Annotated in this window: 20 protein-coding genes; 1 reads left to right on the top strand and 19 read right to left on the bottom strand. The window is 52.6% G+C overall.

What is annotated here, in order from left to right:
• Window positions 1-2: 2 nt before the first annotated feature.
• From NR121_RS14015 to NR121_RS13940, 16 genes are all read right to left on the bottom strand, one after another.
• The gene (locus tag NR121_RS14015) at window positions 3-779 is read right to left on the bottom strand and encodes an ABC transporter ATP-binding protein (RefSeq protein WP_062410458.1); all 777 of its coding nucleotides are present in this window, start codon (window positions 777-779) and stop codon (window positions 3-5) included.
• Between the two features lie 7 nt (window positions 780-786).
• Window positions 787-1,875: an ABC transporter substrate-binding protein gene (locus NR121_RS14010; protein ID WP_062410457.1), complete on the bottom strand. Its 1,089-nt coding sequence runs from the start codon at window positions 1,873-1,875 to the stop codon at window positions 787-789.
• 177 nt (window positions 1,876-2,052) lie between these two features.
• On the bottom strand, window positions 2,053-3,696 hold the full coding sequence (locus NR121_RS14005) for an FAD-dependent oxidoreductase (protein WP_062410456.1): 1,644 nt from the start codon (window positions 3,694-3,696) through the stop codon (window positions 2,053-2,055).
• A gap of 160 nt (window positions 3,697-3,856) precedes the next feature.
• Window positions 3,857-4,756 carry a LysR family transcriptional regulator gene (locus NR121_RS14000; RefSeq protein WP_062410455.1) on the bottom strand — a complete coding sequence of 300 codons (900 nt, stop codon included), beginning with the start codon at window positions 4,754-4,756 and terminating at the stop codon, window positions 3,857-3,859.
• A gap of 331 nt (window positions 4,757-5,087) precedes the next feature.
• Window positions 5,088-5,624 (bottom strand): hypothetical protein, encoded by a 537-nt coding sequence (locus NR121_RS13995; RefSeq protein ID WP_235594201.1) that lies wholly within the window; start codon window positions 5,622-5,624, stop codon window positions 5,088-5,090.
• A gap of 25 nt (window positions 5,625-5,649) precedes the next feature.
• A complete protein-coding gene (locus NR121_RS13990) occupies window positions 5,650-6,564 on the bottom strand; it encodes a hypothetical protein (protein ID WP_062410454.1) in 915 nt (304 codons plus the stop codon).
• Window positions 6,565-6,586: 22 nt separating this feature from the next.
• Complete coding sequence (locus NR121_RS13985) at window positions 6,587-7,546, bottom strand: hypothetical protein (protein ID WP_062410453.1); 960 nt, start codon at window positions 7,544-7,546, stop codon at window positions 6,587-6,589.
• Window positions 7,539-8,414, bottom strand: coding sequence for a cell division protein FtsX (locus NR121_RS13980; RefSeq protein WP_062410452.1), 876 nt, complete (start codon window positions 8,412-8,414; stop codon window positions 7,539-7,541). Before NR121_RS13980 ends, NR121_RS13985 begins: the two co-directional genes overlap by 8 nt.
• On the bottom strand, window positions 8,395-9,051 hold the full coding sequence (locus tag NR121_RS13975; RefSeq protein WP_054818624.1) for a cell division ATP-binding protein FtsE: 657 nt from the start codon (window positions 9,049-9,051) through the stop codon (window positions 8,395-8,397). The genes NR121_RS13980 and NR121_RS13975 overlap by 20 nt, the downstream gene beginning before the upstream one ends.
• Entirely contained in the window at window positions 9,051-9,656 is a 606-nt protein-coding gene (locus tag NR121_RS13970) for a hypothetical protein (RefSeq protein ID WP_062410450.1), read from the bottom strand. Before NR121_RS13970 ends, NR121_RS13975 begins: the two co-directional genes overlap by 1 nt.
• Window positions 9,653-10,282, bottom strand: coding sequence for a hypothetical protein (locus NR121_RS13965; protein WP_062410449.1), 630 nt, complete (start codon window positions 10,280-10,282; stop codon window positions 9,653-9,655). The genes NR121_RS13970 and NR121_RS13965 overlap by 4 nt, the downstream gene beginning before the upstream one ends.
• A gap of 54 nt (window positions 10,283-10,336) precedes the next feature.
• Window positions 10,337-11,164, bottom strand: a complete 828-nt coding sequence (locus NR121_RS13960; protein WP_054818623.1) for an ABC transporter ATP-binding protein — start codon at window positions 11,162-11,164, stop codon at window positions 10,337-10,339.
• 14 nt (window positions 11,165-11,178) lie between these two features.
• A complete protein-coding gene (locus tag NR121_RS13955) occupies window positions 11,179-12,894 on the bottom strand; it encodes a dipeptide/oligopeptide/nickel ABC transporter permease/ATP-binding protein (RefSeq protein ID WP_256831344.1) in 1,716 nt (571 codons plus the stop codon).
• Entirely contained in the window at window positions 12,891-13,922 is a 1,032-nt protein-coding gene (locus tag NR121_RS13950; RefSeq protein WP_062410447.1) for an ABC transporter permease, read from the bottom strand. The genes NR121_RS13955 and NR121_RS13950 overlap by 4 nt, the downstream gene beginning before the upstream one ends.
• A gap of 14 nt (window positions 13,923-13,936) precedes the next feature.
• Window positions 13,937-15,586 (bottom strand): ABC transporter substrate-binding protein, encoded by a 1,650-nt coding sequence (locus tag NR121_RS13945; protein ID WP_062410446.1) that lies wholly within the window; start codon window positions 15,584-15,586, stop codon window positions 13,937-13,939.
• Between the two features lie 688 nt (window positions 15,587-16,274).
• A complete protein-coding gene (locus NR121_RS13940) occupies window positions 16,275-17,168 on the bottom strand; it encodes a LysR family transcriptional regulator (RefSeq protein ID WP_062410445.1) in 894 nt (297 codons plus the stop codon).
• A gap of 413 nt (window positions 17,169-17,581) precedes the next feature.
• On the opposite strand from NR121_RS13940, the gene NR121_RS13935 reads away from it, so the two are divergent.
• Window positions 17,582-19,156: a hypothetical protein gene (locus NR121_RS13935; protein ID WP_256831343.1), complete on the top strand. Its 1,575-nt coding sequence runs from the start codon at window positions 17,582-17,584 to the stop codon at window positions 19,154-19,156.
• Window positions 19,157-19,220: 64 nt separating this feature from the next.
• On the opposite strand, the gene NR121_RS25330 is transcribed toward NR121_RS13935, so the two are convergent.
• The 3 genes from NR121_RS25330 to NR121_RS13925 all read right to left on the bottom strand — a co-directional run bounded on the left by NR121_RS25330 (window position 19,221) and on the right by NR121_RS13925 (window position 21,052).
• Complete coding sequence (locus NR121_RS25330) at window positions 19,221-19,334, bottom strand: DUF6886 family protein (RefSeq protein ID WP_335338491.1); 114 nt, start codon at window positions 19,332-19,334, stop codon at window positions 19,221-19,223.
• A 73-nt stretch (window positions 19,335-19,407) separates the two neighbouring features.
• Window positions 19,408-19,674 carry a hypothetical protein gene (locus tag NR121_RS13930; protein WP_054818620.1) on the bottom strand — a complete coding sequence of 89 codons (267 nt, stop codon included), beginning with the start codon at window positions 19,672-19,674 and terminating at the stop codon, window positions 19,408-19,410.
• A gap of 361 nt (window positions 19,675-20,035) precedes the next feature.
• Window positions 20,036-21,052 (bottom strand): cytochrome d ubiquinol oxidase subunit II, encoded by a 1,017-nt coding sequence (locus tag NR121_RS13925; protein WP_062410443.1) that lies wholly within the window; start codon window positions 21,050-21,052, stop codon window positions 20,036-20,038.
• Window positions 21,053-21,062 lie beyond the last annotated feature (10 nt).

Genomic DNA, 21,062 nt, shown 5'->3' with positions numbered 1-21,062 from the left:
CCTTATCCCTCCTTCAGCGCTTCTGCTGCGTCATGGCGGATCAGCTGCCAAATTTGATCGGCATACTCATCGAATTGAAGCCGAAACTGCTCCTGATTCCGGCCTATCTTGGGCATATCGATATGGATGATGCTTTTGATCTGTCCGGGATGACGCGACAATACAATGACCCGGTCAGCCAAATATACCGCTTCGTCTATGTTGTGGGTGACATACAGCGTGCTCAGCCGCGTCTGGTTCCAAATCGTCAGCAGCTCCTCCTGCATCAGCGTGCGTGTCTGCGCATCCAAAGCGGAGAACGGTTCATCCATCAGCAGCAAATCAGGCTGAATGGCAAGAGCGCGGGCGATCCCCGCTCTCTGCCTCATCCCTCCGGAAAGCTGCTTCGGATAGGCCGATTCGAATCCGCTCAGACCGACCATATCAATATAATGCTTCGCTATTTCGCGCTGCTCCTTCTTGCTCACGCCTCTTTCTTCCAAGCCGTATACGACATTTTGATAAACGGTCCGCCATGGAAAAAGTGCGATTTCCTGAAACACAATCCCTAAATTCGGTGTCTTGTCCTCTTTTATGCCTTCAAAATATACGCTGCCCTCAGTTGGAGAGAGCAGCCCTCCTACAATATTTAACAGGGTAGATTTACCGCAGCCGCTGGGTCCGACCAGCACGACAAACTCCTGCTGTTCAATGACGAAATTGATATTGGTTAATGCGGTAACTTCCTTCCCCTTTGTGTCTTTAAACCTTTTTTCCACGCCGTCGATTACAATTCTCATAGGTGTGTCACTTCCCTAACCTCTTAATGCCCTCTTCAAGCAGCTCCGTATTCACAATCGTTTTGTAGTCGATCGATTTTTCAATCATCTTGTTTTTGAAATACCAGTCAATTTGGGTTTTGATGTCTTCGGCCAGCAGTCTGCCGTCGCGATCCATGTAGGGAAGGCCTTGTTTAACCAGCTCCGCAGGCTGATCCGTGTACTTGGCTATGATGTCGATCACTTCGTCATAGTTTGCGCCCGGTACCGGTTGTCCGTCTTTTTTCACCAGCACGGCGTCATAATAATAACGGGCTGCCTTGGCGTATGCGGTCATAAAGCGCACGGCGGCATCTTTGTCGTCGGCAAACTTCTGCGAGAAGAAAATAGCCGAGATTTGATAATCGATTTCGTCTCCGACATTGGCGATCACTTTCCCGTACCCTTCGTTTAAAATATAGCTGATATTCGGTTCGGCCGTAAGAATCGCATCCACTTGTTTGCTCTTTAACGTGTCGTTCATCGCGTTCAGCTTGCCCAGCGGAGTGATTTCGACGTCCGATAAGCTGAGTCCGTGCTTTTCCAATAAACGTCCCGCCATATAATGGAAGGTGGAGCCTGTCTGGGTCACGCCGATCTTTTTGCCTTTGAGATCTTTAATGCTTTGAATCTGCGAATCTTTGTGAACCAGCAAGGAGGAGGAGGAATACCCTTTTTGTTCCCTTCCTTTGTCTGCTACGATAAGCAATTTTTGTCCGCCTGCAATCATGTTGTATAAGCTTGCCGTAATGCCTGTCGCCCCTACTTCCACACTGCCGGAGGCTGTCGCTACGGCAATCGGCTGGGCCGCCTCAAACCATTGCGGAGTCACTTCAATATTCTCTTCTTTGAAATATCCTTTTTCCATGGCGATAAAAATCGGAGCGGAACTGGTTAATTTCAGCAGCCCGATCTGCAGCTTAACCGGTTTGGCCTGCTCGGCCGGCTTGCCGCCGGCATTATTCTCCGGCGGTGTGCCTTGTGTTTGCTGCCTGGAGCCCCCGGTATTCCCGCATCCTGCCAGAACCGCAGTAACGCAAAGCAGTGCAACCATCACCATAACCCATGCTTTTTTCATTTTGATCGATCCTCCCTCTTTATTTACCTAGATCATTTTATAGTAAAAAAATCTAGATCATCTGTTAGCGCTTACACTTTACCGTTGATACCCGACATTATACGGATCGGAACCGGCATCAAGAGCCTTGATCCGGTTCGATACAGTAAAGGAAGCTTCTTTCCATAGGTTGAACGTCTATGAATGAAACGCAACTTGAAATTGATCGGGTTGAATACGATGAACAAACGACTGTTTATCAAAATGTTGGCTTTGATCTGGAAAATCGCTTCTTACAAAGCTGCCTCTGCTTTCTTCCCGGGCCTGGCTGGAAGCAATAAACGCCTGGGCAATGGATACAGCATGCTTTAACTCGCTATACCGCAATCGATCTTTATAAGGAATGGCGTTTAACGGGTAATGTTCCAAGCTTTTTTGGAGTGACTCTACTTCCATTTGGGCACGACGCAATTTTTCTTTATTTTTGGTTACGAGGATCCGGTCCATGGAGGCATGCAATTGTCTAAACCCTTTATCACAGGTCAATTCAGGCGTTCGATTCACATCTTCGCTCATCACGACCCAATGCTTGGTTCCAGGTTGTCCAATCGCTTCAGCAGCTGCCCGCCCTGCCCGGCTGCCGAATACTAAGGCGTCCATCACTCCGGTTCCCATCATACGCTGAGCCCCTTGGAACCCTCCGGCACATTCCCCGCAGGCAAATAATCCGGCTACCCCGGTTTCACCCTGCGGATTAATAGCTATTCCCCCCAGCGCCTGATGGCATCCGGAACTTATGATCGCAGGCTGCGACGTTAAATCCAGATTACGGGCCTTTAACATCTCCAAACTACGGGGAATGCGATGCTTCATCACATCGATAAGGTGTGTTCCATACCAATAAACCCCGCCGTCCGAAGTAGCTTTGCCCATTTCCTGCTGTTTTTCAATCCACTTGCAAATCTCAAAGGTGATATTTCCTTGAGTAACCGTATCCGGCTCTTGACTGCTATGATCCCATCCCGAGGAAAACGGTTCTTTGGCCGTATTCAAGATTTTCCCTTGAGACAATAGCGCACTGATCATGTAGAATCCGCGAATCGGGCTTACGAATAAGGGAAGAATGTGCATGAATTCCAGGTTCGTTAATGCAGCCCCCAAATCCAGACCTATGGCCATTCCGCTGGCGTTGCCTTGAGGGTTCGTCGCGTAGGAAAAAAGATTTCCAAACCCTCCTGTTGCTATAATAACACTGGAAAAACGGATTTGAACCGGCTGGGTACATTTTTGCGTTTTGTGAATGCCTAATGCCCATCTGGGATGCCCGGAGGAATCTTTGATAATCTCATAAATTCCGGTATGAGCCAGAAATTGCACTCCTTTTTCTTCGCAAGCTTTGACTAATCTCGTTAATATTTCGGTACCGAAATCACTCATGCCCTTAACCACTCTAGGCCTGGAATGACTTGGAATCTGCATCCAGACGTACTCGTTTCCTTGGCGTTCAAATTCTACACCGATCGATTCCAAAAATCGTAATTCTTTTTCACTATTGTCGGTGAAGGTTCTAACGAGTTCTCTTGAATTTACTTTCATCCCAAAATCATATAACTCTTTGTAATAAAGATCGGAATCTTCTTTGTTAAGAGCCACAGCAAGCCCGGTTACCTCAATCAACTTATCTAAATATGAAGTAGCCCCGCCATATGTTTTACCGCCACGATTTACAACCAGCACTCGTGCCCCTGTTTCCCTTGCGGCCAAAGCGGCACGCAGCCCGGCGCTTCCCCCACCGACGATCAAAACATCCGTCTCCCATTTTTCGAATTCCTCTTTCAGCAAACCGGTACCCTGCCCTTCTGGTTACATAAATTGAATGTCCTTGAAGTTAGAGTACAGCACGCCACTTATTAATACAATCGATATTTTCGATTCAAGATATGAATGAAATTCATAAATGGGTAGGGATGACTTTGATTTGAGCAGGCCGAAACGGGCTGACCTATTTGGCGTTTTGTTTGATCCACTGCATGGTGAAGTCCCGAAAAGCGGCATGAACCGTAGGGATGTCAGGGCCCCGAGGTATGGCGAGGGCGGTCGTTCTTTTGATTTCTTTTTTAAGACGCACGATGGCGATTCCGGGACGTCGAATAAATTTGACTACCCGCGATGTTAACAATGCTACGCCAAGCCCTTCCGCCACCAACCCGCAAATGGTTTCCACCTGACTGCTTTCATACATAATATTAGGCACGAAACCGGCTTCCTGACACGCTTGTTCGCATAAGCTTCTCATCCCATAGCCTGGTTTTATAGATAAAAATTTCTCTTTGGAGGCCTCCGCTAAATCAATGATTTTCTTATGGGCCAAGGGGTGGGCGGCATGAGTAATTAATACGACTTGATCGCTCATTAATGGATAGAAATCGATTGTTTTTTCATAATTTTCATTATGCAAGTGAGTAAGAAGGGCGGCATCGATCTCCGATACCTGCAGCCATTTAATCAGCTCATCACTGTTTCCGTCACGAATCTCGATATGGATGCCGGGGTATGCCTTTTGGAAGGAAGCGATTAACGCCGTAAGTCCTAAATAACTGATGTTGGGAATGGCGCCGATGACCATATGTCCCCGTTCCAAATTGTTATATTCCAGCATGACCTGCCGGGCCCGCTTGATCTCTCCCAATATGCGTTTGGCATAAATCAGGAAATGCGCCCCTGCCGGCGTCGGCTGGACAGAGCGTGTCGTACGTTCAAATATTCTGACGCCCAATTCTTCCTCCAGCTTTCTTATCGAATGGGAAAGCGCAGATTGAGACAGGCAGACTTCATCAGCCGCCAGACTAAAGCTTTTGTATTTTTCAACGGCTAATATATACTCCAGTTGGTGGATTTCCACTCGCCATACCTCCCTGATGCTGCTGTTTTCCGCGTGCGTTACCGTCTACCTGGATTTCAGTCTTGCTGCACACCATTATTCTATCAGTCCGTCTTGCCATAGGAAATAGCCTAGTGAATCGACTTTTATTCATTTCATACCCATTCATGCCTGGCCCACGCTTCTCCCGGGTGCCATCGCCGTAAATCAAGAAAGACGCAGCTTTTACATTAGCTGCGCCTGGTGTTATAACTTATCAGGTCTCTGTTAACGTTCCTAAAGAACGTTCCGGTACCCTGGTACCCCTGGTACTCTGACCATGGGCAAGGGCAAAAGGGGATACCTCCTCTGGTCAGGAAAGCCGTTTAACGGCCAGCAGATCGTCCAGAGGCATCGACAGCGCCCGGTCACAGAGCTCCTTTTTCAAATCGTCTAGCCTTTCCTCATCCGCTTCCGTCCGTGTGCCCGCTCTTCCCTTCTCCAGCAAATCATAAAATTCCAGAGGCAGGAAGCCTTCCTTTAACGATACTTCTACGGACCGGCCGTCGGTCAGTGAAAAGACAAATGCGTACGACTGGGCCCGATGCGGGTCATACTGGGCAACCGGATAATTGACGTCAACCGTCAGCGCCCCGCGGGACGCCGCACGGGTGACATATTCGAACGCATCGCGGAACCCCGGACCGCCGTGACCGGACAGAATCGAGATGTCTTTGCGCTCTGGCGCTTCGTCTCCGCACAAGGCCTTGATCCCCGCGTAGACGCTTAGAAAGCCGACCGCGACGGCCATCAAATATTGCCCGCTATGGTATTTCTCGACATCCTCAAACCGAATCGCTTTTAAAAATTCGCCTTTGCGGCCGTCACGAATATAAATGACATACATCATGAATCCTCCTAATTGTTGTTGGAATTCAAGCTCTTTTTTTGATCAATAACCAGCATAAGAGCACGGCCGCCACTGCCCCTGCCGCCGCAGGAATGACCGGAAAGCCTGCGCCTTCACCGGCCGGAACGCAGTCGGAATCGCCTTCCTGACACATATGATGCGCATGGGCTTGACCTTTCTCATCGCTGTTGGCCTCCTGCGGGCTCGAAGCCGCCCCCGCCGGCTTGACAAACGAAATCAGCTGCAGTTGCTGTCCGCCTTCACGCTTGTTCATTACCCACGATTCCCGGATGCTTTTTCCTTTCCACAGGCCGGGGTCGACAGGAGCATACAGGATTCTCGGGTGTTCGCTTAACTCGAGCGTGACGCCCTGAATCGTGACGGCATACGTCCTGACGGTCTTGCCGTCAGCGCCTTGGCTCTCCTTCATGGCGACGGCTTCGACCGTCCCGGACGGACCGGGCGAATAGCCCGCCTGCTCGAACAGCGTTTGTCCGTTGACCTTTGTCGTCAAATAAGCCGCCATGAGCGAAGCGAACTGCTCTCTTGTCAGCTCCTCCGACCCGTTCAACTCCGCCCGCCCTTGAAAGTAAGCTTGATTGACATCGCGCACCGTCGCATTCCCATCCAGGCTAGGAACGCCGCCCTCCGCCAAGACCGCCTGCCGAACGGCCTGCGGGTCCGATTGCTGCGCCCCCAAGCCGCGAAACGAACCGGCCCAATAAGCGAGATCCGAACGCGACAGCTTGTCCTTCGGCTTGAACAAGGGCGCGCCGTGCTCGTACGGGATGACGCCGAGCCCGCTCAAATAAACGATGTTTTCCCGCGCTTCGGAAAACGCGATATCGTCGTATAGATTGCTTTCATTGACGATGTGCGCCTGTACTGCTGCCGGCAGCAGCAGCATCAGTACGAATATCATTACCGCAATACGTTTCATTTCATCCTCCGAGAGCTTTGTTCTACTCGTTCGTTCTCAGCAGCAGCGCCCCGTTCGCCTGCTGCCAGTAATACGGAGCCGGACTTCCCGCCGCAGCCTCCAGCCCGGCGGTTCCGACGGCAAAGCCGCGAAGCTCTTCGAGCAGCGTATCAGGCATCAGAAAACCGTTGAAAAAACCGGCCTCGAACTGCAGCTCGGCCGTACCGTTTTCCTTGTTCAGCAGCTGACCGATCAGCATCACATGAAGGTCCGGCTTTTCATAGACGGCGTAAATATGGTCTGCGCGGAAGAAATACGCAAGCTCCGACCGATCGTTCAGCCACTGCTCTTCCAGCTTATAGAGAGCGCCTGCGGCTGTGCCCGGGACTGCCCACTGCGGCAGCTGTTTTTCCGCAAGCTCCCGGTCCGAAGCCAGACTTTGCAATAACGGCTCCTCCACTTCCGACATCCAGTCAATGTCCAAATAATTGGCCAGTTGGTCTATGGCCGCATCGGAATTATCGGCCATAAACCGTGCCCGCGCCTGGAGCTGCCGCTCCATGCCCCTAAGCAGACGCTGATGGCCCTCCAGCGACTCCTTCGCGGTCTTCACCTGCATATACTCGGCATAAAGCCGGTCCAGCTCCTGCATATACCGGTCCAGGCTTCGCGCCATCAACCATTGGCCGCCTATAATATCGACCGGGTCCTGCGCCTGCAGCATGAGACTCAGCCAGGCCTCCATGCCGAAATCGTCGTAAAACTGCAGCTGGGCGGCTGCGCTATTCCGCCTGGCGGAGAACACCTGCTCCTTTTGCCTGACCTGAGGCGTCATGGCTTCAATGTCGTTCTTCGTGCGCTGCATTTCCAGCTTCAGCTTGGCGATCGTCTCTTCGTCATGCACGGAAACAAGAAAATCGGCAAAAGCGCCGGTCAGGTGGGCGTACGCGCCGGTTGCCGCAAACAGGAAGAACAGTACAAGAACGACAACCGTCCTACGCATACTTCATCAGCTTCCCGGTCGACACATAGCTGGCGCACAGGCCGATCGCCGTGCCCGCCGCCACGATGCCGAGCATCATCGTATAAAAATCAGCCGGAGCCACATGGAATATCGTGTTATAGGGATGCTCCAAAGACGCCATGGTATAGCGGTACAGCCCGTCCAGGACGGTCGCCGCCAGCAAACTTCCGGCCAAGCCGATCACCCCGCCTTCGAATACGAATTGCCCCCGCACATGGGCCGGCTTCGCCCCGAGCAGCAGCTTCACCCGAATCTCTTTTTGCCGCTGATACAAAGCGAGATTCACAGCCAAAAACACCGTCAAAAACGAGACGCCTGCAAAAAACAAAAGCAGCAGCAAGCCCCAGCGGTTGATCCGGTCGGAGGCGTGCAGCACCGTTTCCGCCAACTGCTGCGGATAAATGACCTGAGCGATGCCGCGTATCGAGCGCAATTCTTCCGCAATGAGCGAAATGTGCCGCGTATCGGTCAGCTCCAGACGTACCGCATCCGGCAGGTCGCTTTCCTTGAAGCTCTCCAGCAGTTGCTCCCGGCCCTGGAAAAACACGTTCATCCGCTCGACCAACTGATCTTTGGTCTCGATGCGCACCGATTTGACGTAGCTTTTTTGCTCCAGCACGCGCGCAACCTCCGACGTCTCGAAAGCCGGGTCCACATACACCTTCATACTGAGCTGCGCGTCCAAATACTGCATCAGGTCATGGACCCCGAGACGGAGCATAAACAAGGCGCCCGAAATCGTCATTGCGATAAAAATCATGGCGGCCGCCGCCGCAGCCGCTCCCGCATTGCGCCGAATGCCTTCCCGCGCATCGCGGACAATAAACTTAACCATTGCCAATCTCATATATTTTCCCTTGTTCCATGTGTAATGTCCGCGCGGGAACTGCTTCCACGAACCGGTCGGCATGCGTTACGACAAGCATCGTCATGCCGTATTCCCGCTGCAGTTCCCGGAGCAAATGAAACATCTCCGCCGCCGTTTCCTTATCCAGATTGCCCGTTGGCTCGTCCGCAAGCACGATCGCCGGCCGGACCAGCAGCGCCCGGGCAATGGCCACCCGCTGCTGCTCCCCGCCGGACAACTGGGCGGGAAACAGCCGCTCCTTGCCGCTCAGCCCCGTCCGCTTCAGCAGGTGAAGCGCCTGGGCCCGGGTGTCTTTTTCGCTTCTTCCCAGCACCTCGCCGGCCAGTTCGACGTTCTCCAGCACCGTTTTACGCTCCAGCAGCTCGAACGACTGAAAAATCACGCCGATTTTGCGGCGCAGCTCGTATTTCGGCATGCTCCCGACCGGTTGGCCGTCAATGGCAATGTCGCCGGTGAAATCGTCGATCTCCCGGTACAGCAGCTTGAGCAGCGTGCTTTTCCCCGAACCGGACCGGCCGCGCAGGAAAGCGAACTCCCCGGCATGAAGATGCAGATTCACGCCGTCCAGTACGGTGCGTTCCCCATACCTTTTTGTCACATTCCGAATATGGATCATTACCAGGTTCCTTCGGCAAGCCAGGGCAGGAAGCCGTCCAAAAACCGCTCCGTCGCCGGCATGAAATACGAGCCAAAATGATAATCGGGGTCCAGCGTCGTTACGATCCATGTTCCGGCCGTACTGACCTTGTCGATATACAGGATCGCGCCGTTGTCCTCCAGGGCAATCAGGACGTCCGAGCCCTCCGGGGGCCAAAACACGCCGTGGTAATGCCAGGTAGCATCTTCCAGCGTGATCGCTTGAAACAGGCTGTGCCCGGGGTTGGCCTGAACGAGACCGCTCCGTGCATCCTTGTCCAGCCACCACCAGAAGTTGGTCGGCCTGAATTCCCAGTGATGTCCGGGGATCCACGGCCGCGACTGCGGACCGAACGCCACTACGGTCCCTCCCCGCTCCGCGACCGCCCGGATTTTGGCCGCCGATTTTTCCACCATGCCCTGATGAAGCTGAGACGGACAGAGCAAGACGTCGTACTTGTCCAAAGAAGCGGTCTCCAGATCGGGAAGGTAAATGAGCTCATCGAAAAATCGGCGGTACTTCGGCTCGTTGAGCGTCCGGTGATGCTGCGAGCACCCCCCGTATAATGCGGCTATTTTTCTCATATCGCCACACCTTTCTCCTGAAGCTGCCGGTGCTCGTCCCGGATCCACCGGAGCAGCTGCGGCCCGATGCGGCCCGACGTGTTGTCATTGCTGTGATAGCCAAGCAAATCGTTGCCGGAATGAACCAGTATCGTCCCCCGGGTGCTGTTACGGTCGATATACACGATCGGCTCTCCTCCCGGCAGCGTCAGCAGCACCTCCGCTCCTTCGGGAACCGGATGGTGCCCTCTGGCAAAAAAACCGGCTACCCCCTGCTTGTAGGTCATATCCTCCGGGAGCACGCCTTCGAATATCGGATGCGGCCGATGGATCGATACGTGATAATCGCGGTGGCTGCGGATCGTTTTGGGCACGAAGTTCGAGCCCCCGGGAAGCCAGGGACGGAACAGGTGCCCGCTGAATACAAGCACTTTGCCGCTGTCCAGAAACCGCCGGATGCATTCTTTCTCCTTAGTCAGAAATTCCTGGTCGATGAGGCCGGGAATGACCATCCCGACATAAGGCTCCAGATCGGCATCCGGCAGCTCATAGACATCCAAAAAAGCAAGATCGTTCTTATAGCACAAATCGTTCATTCGTGCATCCACAAAATGGCTGCCGGAATGCAGCATGAGTATATCGTTCATGTTATCCGCAATGGATCCCCTTTCTACTGTTATCCATATACCGGGCCGGGCATGTCAAACGCCGGTCAGCTCCAGCAGCGCCCCGATCAGGCGCTTCGTAAACGGATGCTGCGGGTCGTCGATGACCGCATCGGTGCTTCCGCTTTCGACGATGACGCCCTGCTCCAACACAAGCATCCGGTCGCAGAAGTGCCGCGTCAGCGCGATATCGTGGGTGATAAACAAATACGACAGCCCATGGCGCTGGCGCAAACGCTTCATGACGTCCAGCAAATCGAGACGCAGGGACGGATCGAGCATCGAGGTCGGCTCATCGGCCACGATCAGCCGGGGGCGGACGATGAACGCCCGCGCCAGGCCGACCCGCTGCCGCTCCCCGCCGGACAATTCATGCGGGTACCGGTCCATGTACCGGTCCGGCGATAACGATACCTCCGCCAGCGCTTCCCGCACCAGCTCTCTTCGGGCGCGCTTGTCGCCGGAGTATAGTCTCTGAATGACGAGCGGCTCGCATACCAGCTGCTCGATCGTCATACGCGGAGACAACGATTCATAGGGGTCCTGAAAGATCATTTGAATGGGCCGCAGCGCCTGTCTTCTGGCTTTCCCCTTCAAAGCCAGGATGTCCTGCCCCATTACCTTTATCGTGCCGCTGTCCGGCTGCTCCAAACCTGCGATCATCCGGCCGATGGTGCTTTTACCCACACCGCTGGCGCCGACCAGGCCGACCGTTTCGCCTTCCGCAATGGAAAAGCTGACGCCCTTGACGACCGCCTCCTGCCGAAAGGCGGCGCCCGGAGCCGTATAGGCTTTGTGCAAATCGCTTACGTGCAGCAGGTCGTCTCTGCGCACCTCCGCGCTGCCAGTGTCTTGTATCGTCATCGCTTCAGCCTCCGTTAAGAAGAAGATGGCACGACTTGTGGAACACTCCGCTTCGTGCGCAACCGGGGGATGGCGTCGATGAGACGCCTCGTGTACGGGTGGGACGGCGCAGCCGCAATGGCGTCTGCCGGCCCCTGATCCACGATGTGCCCCTGCTTCATGATCAGAATGCGGTCCGCCAGCTTCAGCACAACGGGCAAATCATGTGAAATGATGAGCATGGACAAGCCCAGCCGCTGCTGCAAATCGGCGAGCAGCCTGATGATGTCGACCTGTACCTTGACATCCAGCCCCGTGGTAGGCTCGTCGGCGATAATCAGCTCGGGCTCGTTCATCAGCGCCATCGCAATGACGACCCGTTGGCGCATCCCCCCGCTGAGCTCGTGCGGATAAGCTCTTCCCCAGGCAGGCGTCAGTCCGACCTGCTCCAGCACCTGATCCACCCGTTCGTGCAGCCTCTGCTTATCCATCGCATGATGAGCGGTGACCGCCTCGGCCAGCTGGCTCCGGACGTTCATGACCGGATTCAGGGCGTTCATCGCCGCCTGCGGAATGAGCGCAATGCGCTTTCCCCGAAGCGTACGCATTTCCCCTGGCGACAAAGAGGTCAAGTCGATGCCGTCAAAACGGATCGAGCCGTTCCGCAGCGCAGGCTCCTGCAGCAATTGCATGATGGAAGACGCCACCGTCGTCTTCCCGCTGCCCGACTCGCCGACAAGCCCCACCACTTCACCCCGGTTTATGGCAAAGCTCACCGTGTCGATCGCATGGACTACGCCTTTTTCTTGCGGGTAGGAGACCGACAGCCGGTCCACCTCCAGCAGCGAAGCTGCGGCATGTGTCCGGGTGCCGGCTGGCGCCGGAGACTTTGGTCCGTCCCCCAAGCCGGAAAACACTCCCCGCCGAAGCGAACGCAAGCGGGGGCTGTTCTTCTCCTCTATCACATAACCGATAAAGGAGAATGCAAGCACCGTAACGACGATGCACAGTCCGGGAGGAAGCACCCACCATATCCAGGCATCGGTCAAAAACGCGCTTCTCGCATTGGCGTAGAACAGGATGCTGCCCCAGCTTTTCGACAGCGGATCGCCAAGCCCCAGAAAGCTTAAGGAAGATTCCAGCAGAATCGAAGTATTGACTGCCCTGACGAATTGGGGAATGAGCAGCGGAACGATCCCGGGAAAAATGTGCCTGCGCAGAACATAAGCATGTCCGGCGCCCATGGTTTTGGTAGCCAGCACCGGCCCTCTGCCTCGCAGCGACAGCACCTGCGCACGAATTTCACGGGCCTTGCCCGCCCACATGACGAGCGTGATGACCAAAATTTGTGTGATTACGCTCGGTCCCATATACACGCCGATCACGATCATCAGCGGCAAATACGGAAGCGTCAGGCTGACGTCCACCGTTCTCATCAGCAGCGCATCCGGCCAGCCGGAACCGTATCCGGCGATAAGTCCGGCGATCGCGCCGATCAGCACGGCCAGCAGCGCCGATACGATGCCTACCGTGAGCGAGACCCGCGCGCCCTCCGCAAGCTCCGCCATAATATCCTGGCCCATGTCGTTGGTGCCGAGCAGATGCTGCCGGCTGGGCGGCTGGAGCGGCGAACCGCTTTGCTCGTCCGCGCTGTAAGGCGTAAGTAGAGGCCCAAAAACAGCAAGCGCGACAATAAGTGCCAACAGGATGAAGCCTGCCACGCCGATCTTTCCTGATAATGTTCTGTTCATGCCGTTCCCTCCCCAGGCTTGAAGTAACGGGCTCTGGGATCGATGAACGGGTACGTCAAATCGGCGAGCAAATTAGCTGCAATGACACCGACGGTGATCAGCAGGAACACTCCCTGCATCATCGGAAAATCCCGGGCGATCACACTTTCGTACAGCAGACGTCCGATCCCCGGATAGGAGAAAACCGTCTCCACCACCACCGCGCCGCTAACCAAGGTGCCCAGACCCAGCGTCACATGCGTATAGACCGGCAGCAGCGCGTTGCGCAGCGCATGCCGGTAAATCAGGTTTCGCCGGCCGACCCCTTTGGCTTCCGCCATAAACATATAATCCTGCCCCAGCGTATCGAGCATGGAGGAGCGGGTCAGCAGGAAGTTGGCGCCTACCGTTGCCAGCGTAATCGTAGTTACAGGTAAAATAAGACGCCGGATGACTTCAATGACATAATCGGCGCCGCCGTTATGGACCAGCGGTACGGCCCCGTATGAGGGCAGCCAGCCGAGATTCACCGCAAATACGGCGATCAGCAGCATGCCGAGCCAGAAGCCAGGCAGCGATTCAAGAGCAAGCATCGACGTCAGCAGCGCGACATCCCGCCGTTTGCCGCGGTTCCAGGCCGCATACGCTCCGCAAGCCATGCCGATCAGCGCGCTGAGTACAAACGCCGGCAAAACCAGAAGAAGAGTCCACGGCAATCGTTCCATCAAAACGTCCTTCACCGGCTTGCCGAATTTCGTGGAGCTGCCCAGCTCCAGGCTTACCGCCCCGACCATAAAATCGGTATACTGCTCCCAAAGCGTCCGGTCCAGTCCAAGCTCTTGATTCATCCGCTGCCGCTGGTCGGCCGTCAATGTGTTGACTTCCTGCCCCATGAAATAAATGAGCGGGTCTCCCGGCGCCAGACGGGGGAGCGCAAAATTGATGGTTAACGCAATAAACAAAACCAGTATATACTGTACGCATTTCCGTCCGAACCGGCGGGAGTGGGATGTCCCGATTGCTCTCCCTGAGGAGGTATCGTTTCCCATAAGACCACTCATCCTTAGTTGGTCACCCCTGCCGCTTTCCGGGCTTCTTCCGGCAGTAGAGAATATTTATGAATGATGCCGAAGCCGGGGGATTCCACCCAGCGGTCAAACTTGTCCGCGCGGTAAGCGTAATTTTCCGTCGGGTAATACAGAACGAGGCTGGTAGGCTGACGGTTGAACAGAGCCTGCATCTCAAACGATATTTCTTTGCGTTTGTCGATATTGGCTTCGGCCATCCATTTTTTCGTCAGCTCGTCCATTTCAGGGTATGCCAGTCCTTTGGACCATAGATAGCCCGAGCGATGCGACATGACGAACTGGTCCGGGTCCGCCACGCCGTGCGGTCCGATGCTGCCTACATACATGTCGAATTTGCGCGATTGTCCGAGCGTTCCGATCGTTGCCGAGTCGAGCACCTCAACGGTGGTTTTGATGCCCACATTGGCGAACTGCTGCTTCAGCAGCTCGGCCGAACGAATCCAGCCCGGTTCCGTCGACGAGACTTTGATCGAAAAATCAAGCGCCTGACCCGCAGGCGTTTCCCGAACGCCGTCTCCATTGCGGTCCACATAGTTCAACTGATCCAACACCGCTTTGGCTTTGTCCGCATCAAACGGTGTGCTCAGGGTCGGGCTTGTCCATGGCGAGTCCGGATGCGGATACCCCTGCAGACCCGGCCTTCCTTCTCCGAGCAGGACCGTGTCCGTAATCGCCTTGCGGTCAACGGCCAGCGATAACGCTTCTCTGAATTTCGGCTCGTTAAACGGCTCTTTTTCGAAGTTGATGCGAACCTCGGTCAGCGACAGCTCCTTCGTGCCTGCGACCTTCATATTCGGCAATTTTTTGAACGATTCCAGCAGCTCCGGCGGCACACCCCGGGAAGCGGCGTCTACTTCACCGGCACGCAGCGCGTTGAACATCGCCGTCGGATCTTTGATGATCGGCATGACCAGCGAGTCAACGAGCGGACGGCCCTTGAAATAATCCGGATTCGCCTCCAATTTATAATATTGATCCGGCTTGTACTCCGTCAGCTTGTACGGGCCCGTACCGACGGGCAGCTCCGTAAATTTGCGCGGATTCTCGACTTTTTCCCAAATATGCTTGGGGAGGATCGGCAAATCGGCCATCGTGATGCTTGCCAGCGACGGGCATGCGTAGGCGCAGGTGAAACGCACGGTGGAGGCATCCTCCGCTTCGATCTTTTCCACGCGGGGAACCTCGCTGACATGATGAGTGTAGCGGTTGGACGGACCGTCCCGGTAATACTCAAACGTGAACTTAACATCTTCGGCCGTAAAAGGCTGACCGTCATGCCACTTGATGCCGGAACGCAGCTTCACGACCCAGTTGAGGTCGTCCACCTGTGTGGCCGATTCGGCCAGCCACGGCTGCGGTTCCTTGACGAACGGCGAAGGCGCGAACAGCTTGTCATACACCAGCTCCAGCAAACTCTCATTGCCTGAGCTCAAATACAAATTGAGCGGACCGACATCGCCCGGTACGGCGATTTTCAATTCGGGAATGCTCTGCTCGACGGGCTTGGCCTCAGCCCCCTTCGGATCAACAGATTCAGCCGTCTTGGATTGGCATCCGGCCATAAGCACGGACAGCGCAACAAGACCGGCCATGACCGGACGTATGAAGTGACGACGAGATAACATGCAGCGAACCCTCCTGTATTTTTATAAATAATGATGTATGGGCGATAACAAAATCATCATAGATCAAGTGATAATGAATATCAATATCAACTAAAAAGGGGTTGAATCGAATTATCACGTCGTTTATGGTCCTCAGCCACTCGTATTATTTTTTTCAATACATCGATTAAAAAAACGAATCAGATCGACGGCAGAAAGCGGCGGGGCTTCAAAGAAAAGTGTGTCGAACAACCAAGGGGCATCTAGCTCATCAATGATTCCAAAACGGAGCCCCAGGCGCGCGTATCGGCGCTGCGGGGCGGTCGCTCGAACCCCAAGGCTTCATTACAATCCGACGATGACAAATTTCCTAAACGACAAGAAAACCTGACCGCCGGCCAAGCCTTTGTCCAAACTCACACCTTGTGCACCAAGAGCAAAAGATACGGATTCCGACCGCTCTTAAGCTTGTATTTCCATAAATGTATGAAGCCGTAATGGCACGGCCTCAAAGGCGGCCCGTAAACGTTCCGCCTTCCTTCTCTATCGCCTATGATTGGGTCACTCTACCGCCCCTCTGCTGCTCTAACAGACCACGCTAGGCCCGGTTCTCTCTCCGGTCATGAGCGGCGGTTCCCGCTTTAACGATAGCGTCGGCTCCGGACGAATCGTACCCGAATGTTTATTCGATCCGGAGCGCGCGTCTCTTTTACTGAACGCCGAAATATCGCTTGACCTCATGACAAAACGTAAATTCCGTTTCAGTAAGGGGGGTCTGTTTGCGGATCACAATGCCGTTATTCCGCCTAATCGGCAGGGAGGCAACGCTTTTGAACGCAAGCTCGCCCTTGGCCACTTCGGCTTCAACGGCTTTAAACGGCAGAAAAGCAAGGCCCAGATGCGATTTGACGGCCTGCTTGATCATGTCAAAATTGCTCATTTGCAAAAATCGCACCTTGACCCGCTGCCGTTCAAGCTCGGTAATAATATATTCCTGGAGATAATGACTTCGCGGCAGCAGCAGCGTCTCGTTGCGCAGATCCCGGGAGTATACGACCTTTCTGCCTGTTAACGGATGATTGGGAGGGACAACCAGAGGAAACTCATCATGAAACAATACGTGCACGTCAAAATTGGCATGAATGTAATCATCTTCCGGGTAGACGGGCATCAATGCAAAATTCGTCCGCCCCTGTTGCAGCGCGCTTCTCAGCTCCGTATAGCAGTGGGTATGCACCTCCAGCGCCTGCTTCGGGTATTCCTGGTGAAAGCTGCTCAAAATGTCCGAAAAAAAATACGCCCCGATATAACTGCTGACGTAGATGGCTAATATATCTTGTCTTTCCGCATCCTTCATTTTGACCGCTGCTTCTTCGACCAACTGCGTGATCTGCTTGGCATACTGCAGGAAAATTTCTCCCTGCCTCGTTAATTGGACGTTTTTTCCCGATCGGTGGAACAGCTTGCACTGGAACTGCTCTTCCAACTGCTGGATATGGTTGCTGATGGTCGGCTGCGAGCAATAAAGGCGCTTGGCCGTCTCCATAAACGACCGGCATTGCGCAAGCACAAGGAAGGTTTCTATTTTTTCCAATGTTTTCAAAACAAACCACCTCGATTATCAAAGAACACAGCTTATATTGATAAAGATTATCATTATCATTTAATAAAGTCAATCGGACTTGCATCATTATCCCTTCTTTTCATCTCTTTTCATTCCTAAACCGACTCGCATCGCAGTGAAAGGCCTTCTTTATCCGGGCTGCGTTCGCACCGCAAGCAGAGTGGCGGCTCGGATTCGTTAAGCATCGAATTTTAACTCGCATTTTGCAGGTCGTTGATAAATGGACGTTATGCCATCTGGTCTTTCCCCATTCGCCAAATGGATTCCGTCTGTACGTATCGTTCCGTCAGCTAACCATACCGATCTTTGCAGAGCCAAACTATAAAGAATATCACTTCTTTGACAAGGGAATACTGAGATTGGTTTTAACAAATATTAGGAGATGACTATGGATGGACAAAGATGAAATCATTACTAAACTTTCTGGAGAAATCATCGGTGCTGTTTTAGAACATAACGCAAAAATAAAACAAACCAACGAGATATCCGACAGAATCCGAAATTACATTAATGAACTGGGTGACAATATAAAAACATACATTCTTGAACATTCGTTAAATCAATATCAAGGTAAAATTGACTGGTACCACGAAGAGTACTCTCAAATCATCATTAAACATCTGGAAGGTATCGACGCAGCGGATGTAACCGGCAGAAAATTAAACGAGTTGATCAACAAAATCGGTGAAGTGACAAGAGAAATCGAACAAGTTTTTGAAGAAAACATGGACTTTTATACAGACCATGTACATCCTGTAATGGTCGCTGCAGTGACGCTGCAGATAGCCGTTTATTCCGAATTAAGCAAAAGATGCGGGGACTATACCGGTCAATTATTCATTTTAAGATCAATGGTATACTTTCTGGAGAAAACCAAAAAATTTTATGAGCACAAATATGCCAAAAGCCTAGATCGGAACAACAACTATATGGATCATAGTTTACATCCCGATTTTGAAACTTACAAAAAGCTTGTTAACCACAGAAAGGAACTCGAACATCAGCGATATGTGCAATGGATTAATTTAAACGGCGATTTTAAATTTAAGGCAACGGATGAAGCTCCTGCATACGGGAACTTTACTTTTGACAGATGCCCTAATTATGCAATAAAAGAAGTTGAAAATAAGGTTAATGCGCTGGCTGTAAACAACAAGGATGGGAGACTTGATAATCCAAGCATTATCAAAGATGTGCATGATATTCCGGCAAGGTCCTCATGTACGTTTACAGTGACGATGAAATCAACGATTCCCAATCGCACCTTGCAGCTCGCCATTCATGAATTAACTCAGGGGGAGTATGTCAATGGCACGGCCGAAAACAAGGTTGCCGGTGAAGATTGGTCGGAACATTCAATAAAATATGAAAAACAAAGGGATGATACGTTCCTGAGATTTGAAATATACTGGTTTGACAAAGCGGAAGACGATCTGTTAATACGTCATACTTACGTGGATTTCACTCAAGTTGAACCGCTTGTTCCCGATATAAAGTATGCTGAAATATTGCCGTTTCCCGATTATTGCTCGCTGAGGCACAGATCAACCCATAAAGCCGTGTATTTTCATGCGGATCCCCATTACGCTTCAAGCTTGTACTGCGCGGCTAATGATGCGGAAAAGACATTTGCCAGTCCGAGTGTATATTTCGACCTGGTGATGATGTGGGCCAGCGATTGGGCCAGATTAGACGTAACATTTGAAGCTTATCTGAAAACCCGCAAAGACATCGGCCGCGAAATCCACTTATGCATTCATGAACTGCATCCGCTGGGAGAGGGAAATTACGATATCAAAAATAGCGTATGGTCTCCAGCATTCAGGCTGACAAATGATTGGAAACGATATCATTTAACTTGCATTAGACAGCATCACACGCATATCCGGTGCGAAATCTATTGGAGTGATCATGACGAGGTCGATATGATGCTGCGGGATGCTCGGGTTCATTTTACCGTTAAATGAATAAATAAGCCGAGGAAAAACAGGGCGTGATGCCTGCGTTTCACTCGGCCGGTAAGCAAGCTGATTAAGCTTTAGGCGACGTTTTTGCATTCCTCATTCGAATCATGGAGAAATTTACGGTTGATTCAAGAACAGCGTTTTGCAGCGGGATTAACGACGGCGTAATCCGAAGCTCGATATCGCAGCGAAAAAGTCAGCGCAAAAGATCCCCCATGGGCAATACCGGAACACCGCCTGCCGCAAGGATGGCTTCAATCGCGGCGACAGCGTCTACATAGGGTATGGGCATATTTTTTCACTTGCTCCCAAGTGATTTGATAGCCTTCCCGGACCAATCGCTCCACCATGCTTCTCGACGCTTCGTGCCTTGGTTCGACGGTCGGTTGGCAAAGTCCGGTCAAGGCGGGATGATCGGGTTCCACATAGTATCCCAGAATGTGCGCCCTTTTACCGCGATTGCGATCCGCCGCAGAAATCTCAATCGTTTGGGATTTCAAATGTTCCAGCCCCGTATCCATGTCTTTCCTTTTGATCTAGCGTTATCTTTCTGCCGCGAAGTATGGAAATTTCTTTATGATCCTCATTAATAAAATCCGGCAACTTTTTGTTGGTTATATTCATTTTATTGTAAAAGGACCCGTCTTATTATGGGATTCGTTTAATAAAAGCATAAAGTCAACCGTCAATAATTTCGTTTCTCCATGTTGAACATAATTTACCATTGATTTTTCCTGATCAAACGATTTCGTTTTCCCAGTGTTCGGATCATTTGTCCCAACCTATGCGGCTATACAAAATGTCTTACGATGGACAGCAGGAGCAGAAAGGCGATGCCAAAGCAGAGGCGCATCAGCCATTTATCCTGACGATCAAACACATTCACGGCGACTCCCCCTTCACATATCGGGCATTGAACAAAAACAGCCTAAGCAGCAGAACGAGCGACGGGACAAGCAGGACAAAACCGGCAGCAAATGCCACGACCAGCGCGCGCCCCATGGCCGGGTTCGTCACGCCGCCATACAGCGTCAAATAAGGGTAGAGCAAATAAGGAAGATGGGAAATGCCGTAACCGAAAAAAGCGAAGGCGAACTGCAGCATGACCATCACAAAAGCGACGCCATAGTATCTTCTTTGCCAAATCAGCCAAACCGCAATCGCAAAGCTGATGAGCGAGAGCCCGAACAGCCACCACACGTCCAGCGTGCGCTGAAAATGCTCCAGGTTATGATTCCGAAGGGCAATAAAGACAAACAGGCTGGAAATGATCGTCGGAATGCCGCCCCACAAGGCAAACCGGCGCATCTGTTCGAGCGCTCCCGCATCTTCCGCGCGAGCCGCGTAATAGGTCAAAAACGTCGAACTGATGAACAACACGCTTGACATGGCGAGCAGCACAACCGCCCAGGAGTACGCACTGTAAAACAGCTCCTCCAGCAGCAAGGTGACATGGTTTCCCTGAACGGTCAAAAAGCCTCCCTCCGAGATGGTGAACACCGTGGATAAAGAGGCGGGTATGAGCAGCCCTGTGGCTCCGTAAGCGAGCAGGTAGAAGGAATTTTTCTTTGCGCCATAATTCGCAAATGCGTAGAACGACCCCCGAATGGCGAGCAAAATGAGCGCAATGCTGCCGGGAATGAGCAACGCCGTCCCATAATAAAATGCCGTTTCCGGAAAGAAGCCGACGATACCGACGAAAAAAAACACAAAAAAAACGTTGGTCACTTCCCAGACCGGGGATAAGTACCTGGAAATCACGGGCCCGATGACCGATTCCACACCGCTCACCCGGCTGTAATAAGCGTAGAATCCCGCCCCAAAATCAATGGAACCCACAATCAGGTAGCCATACAGAAAGCTCCAGAGAATGGTGATGCCAAGCTGTTCGATCGACATGTCTGTGACC

Origin of the sequence: Paenibacillus sp. Pae15, assembly GCF_024519685.1 — a bacterium.
Lineage (GTDB): Bacteria > Bacillota > Bacilli > Paenibacillales > NBRC-103111 > Paenibacillus_G > Paenibacillus_G naphthalenovorans.
The sequence above is the reverse complement of the archived record's forward strand: the minus strand, read 5'-3'. Positions and strand labels throughout refer to the sequence as shown.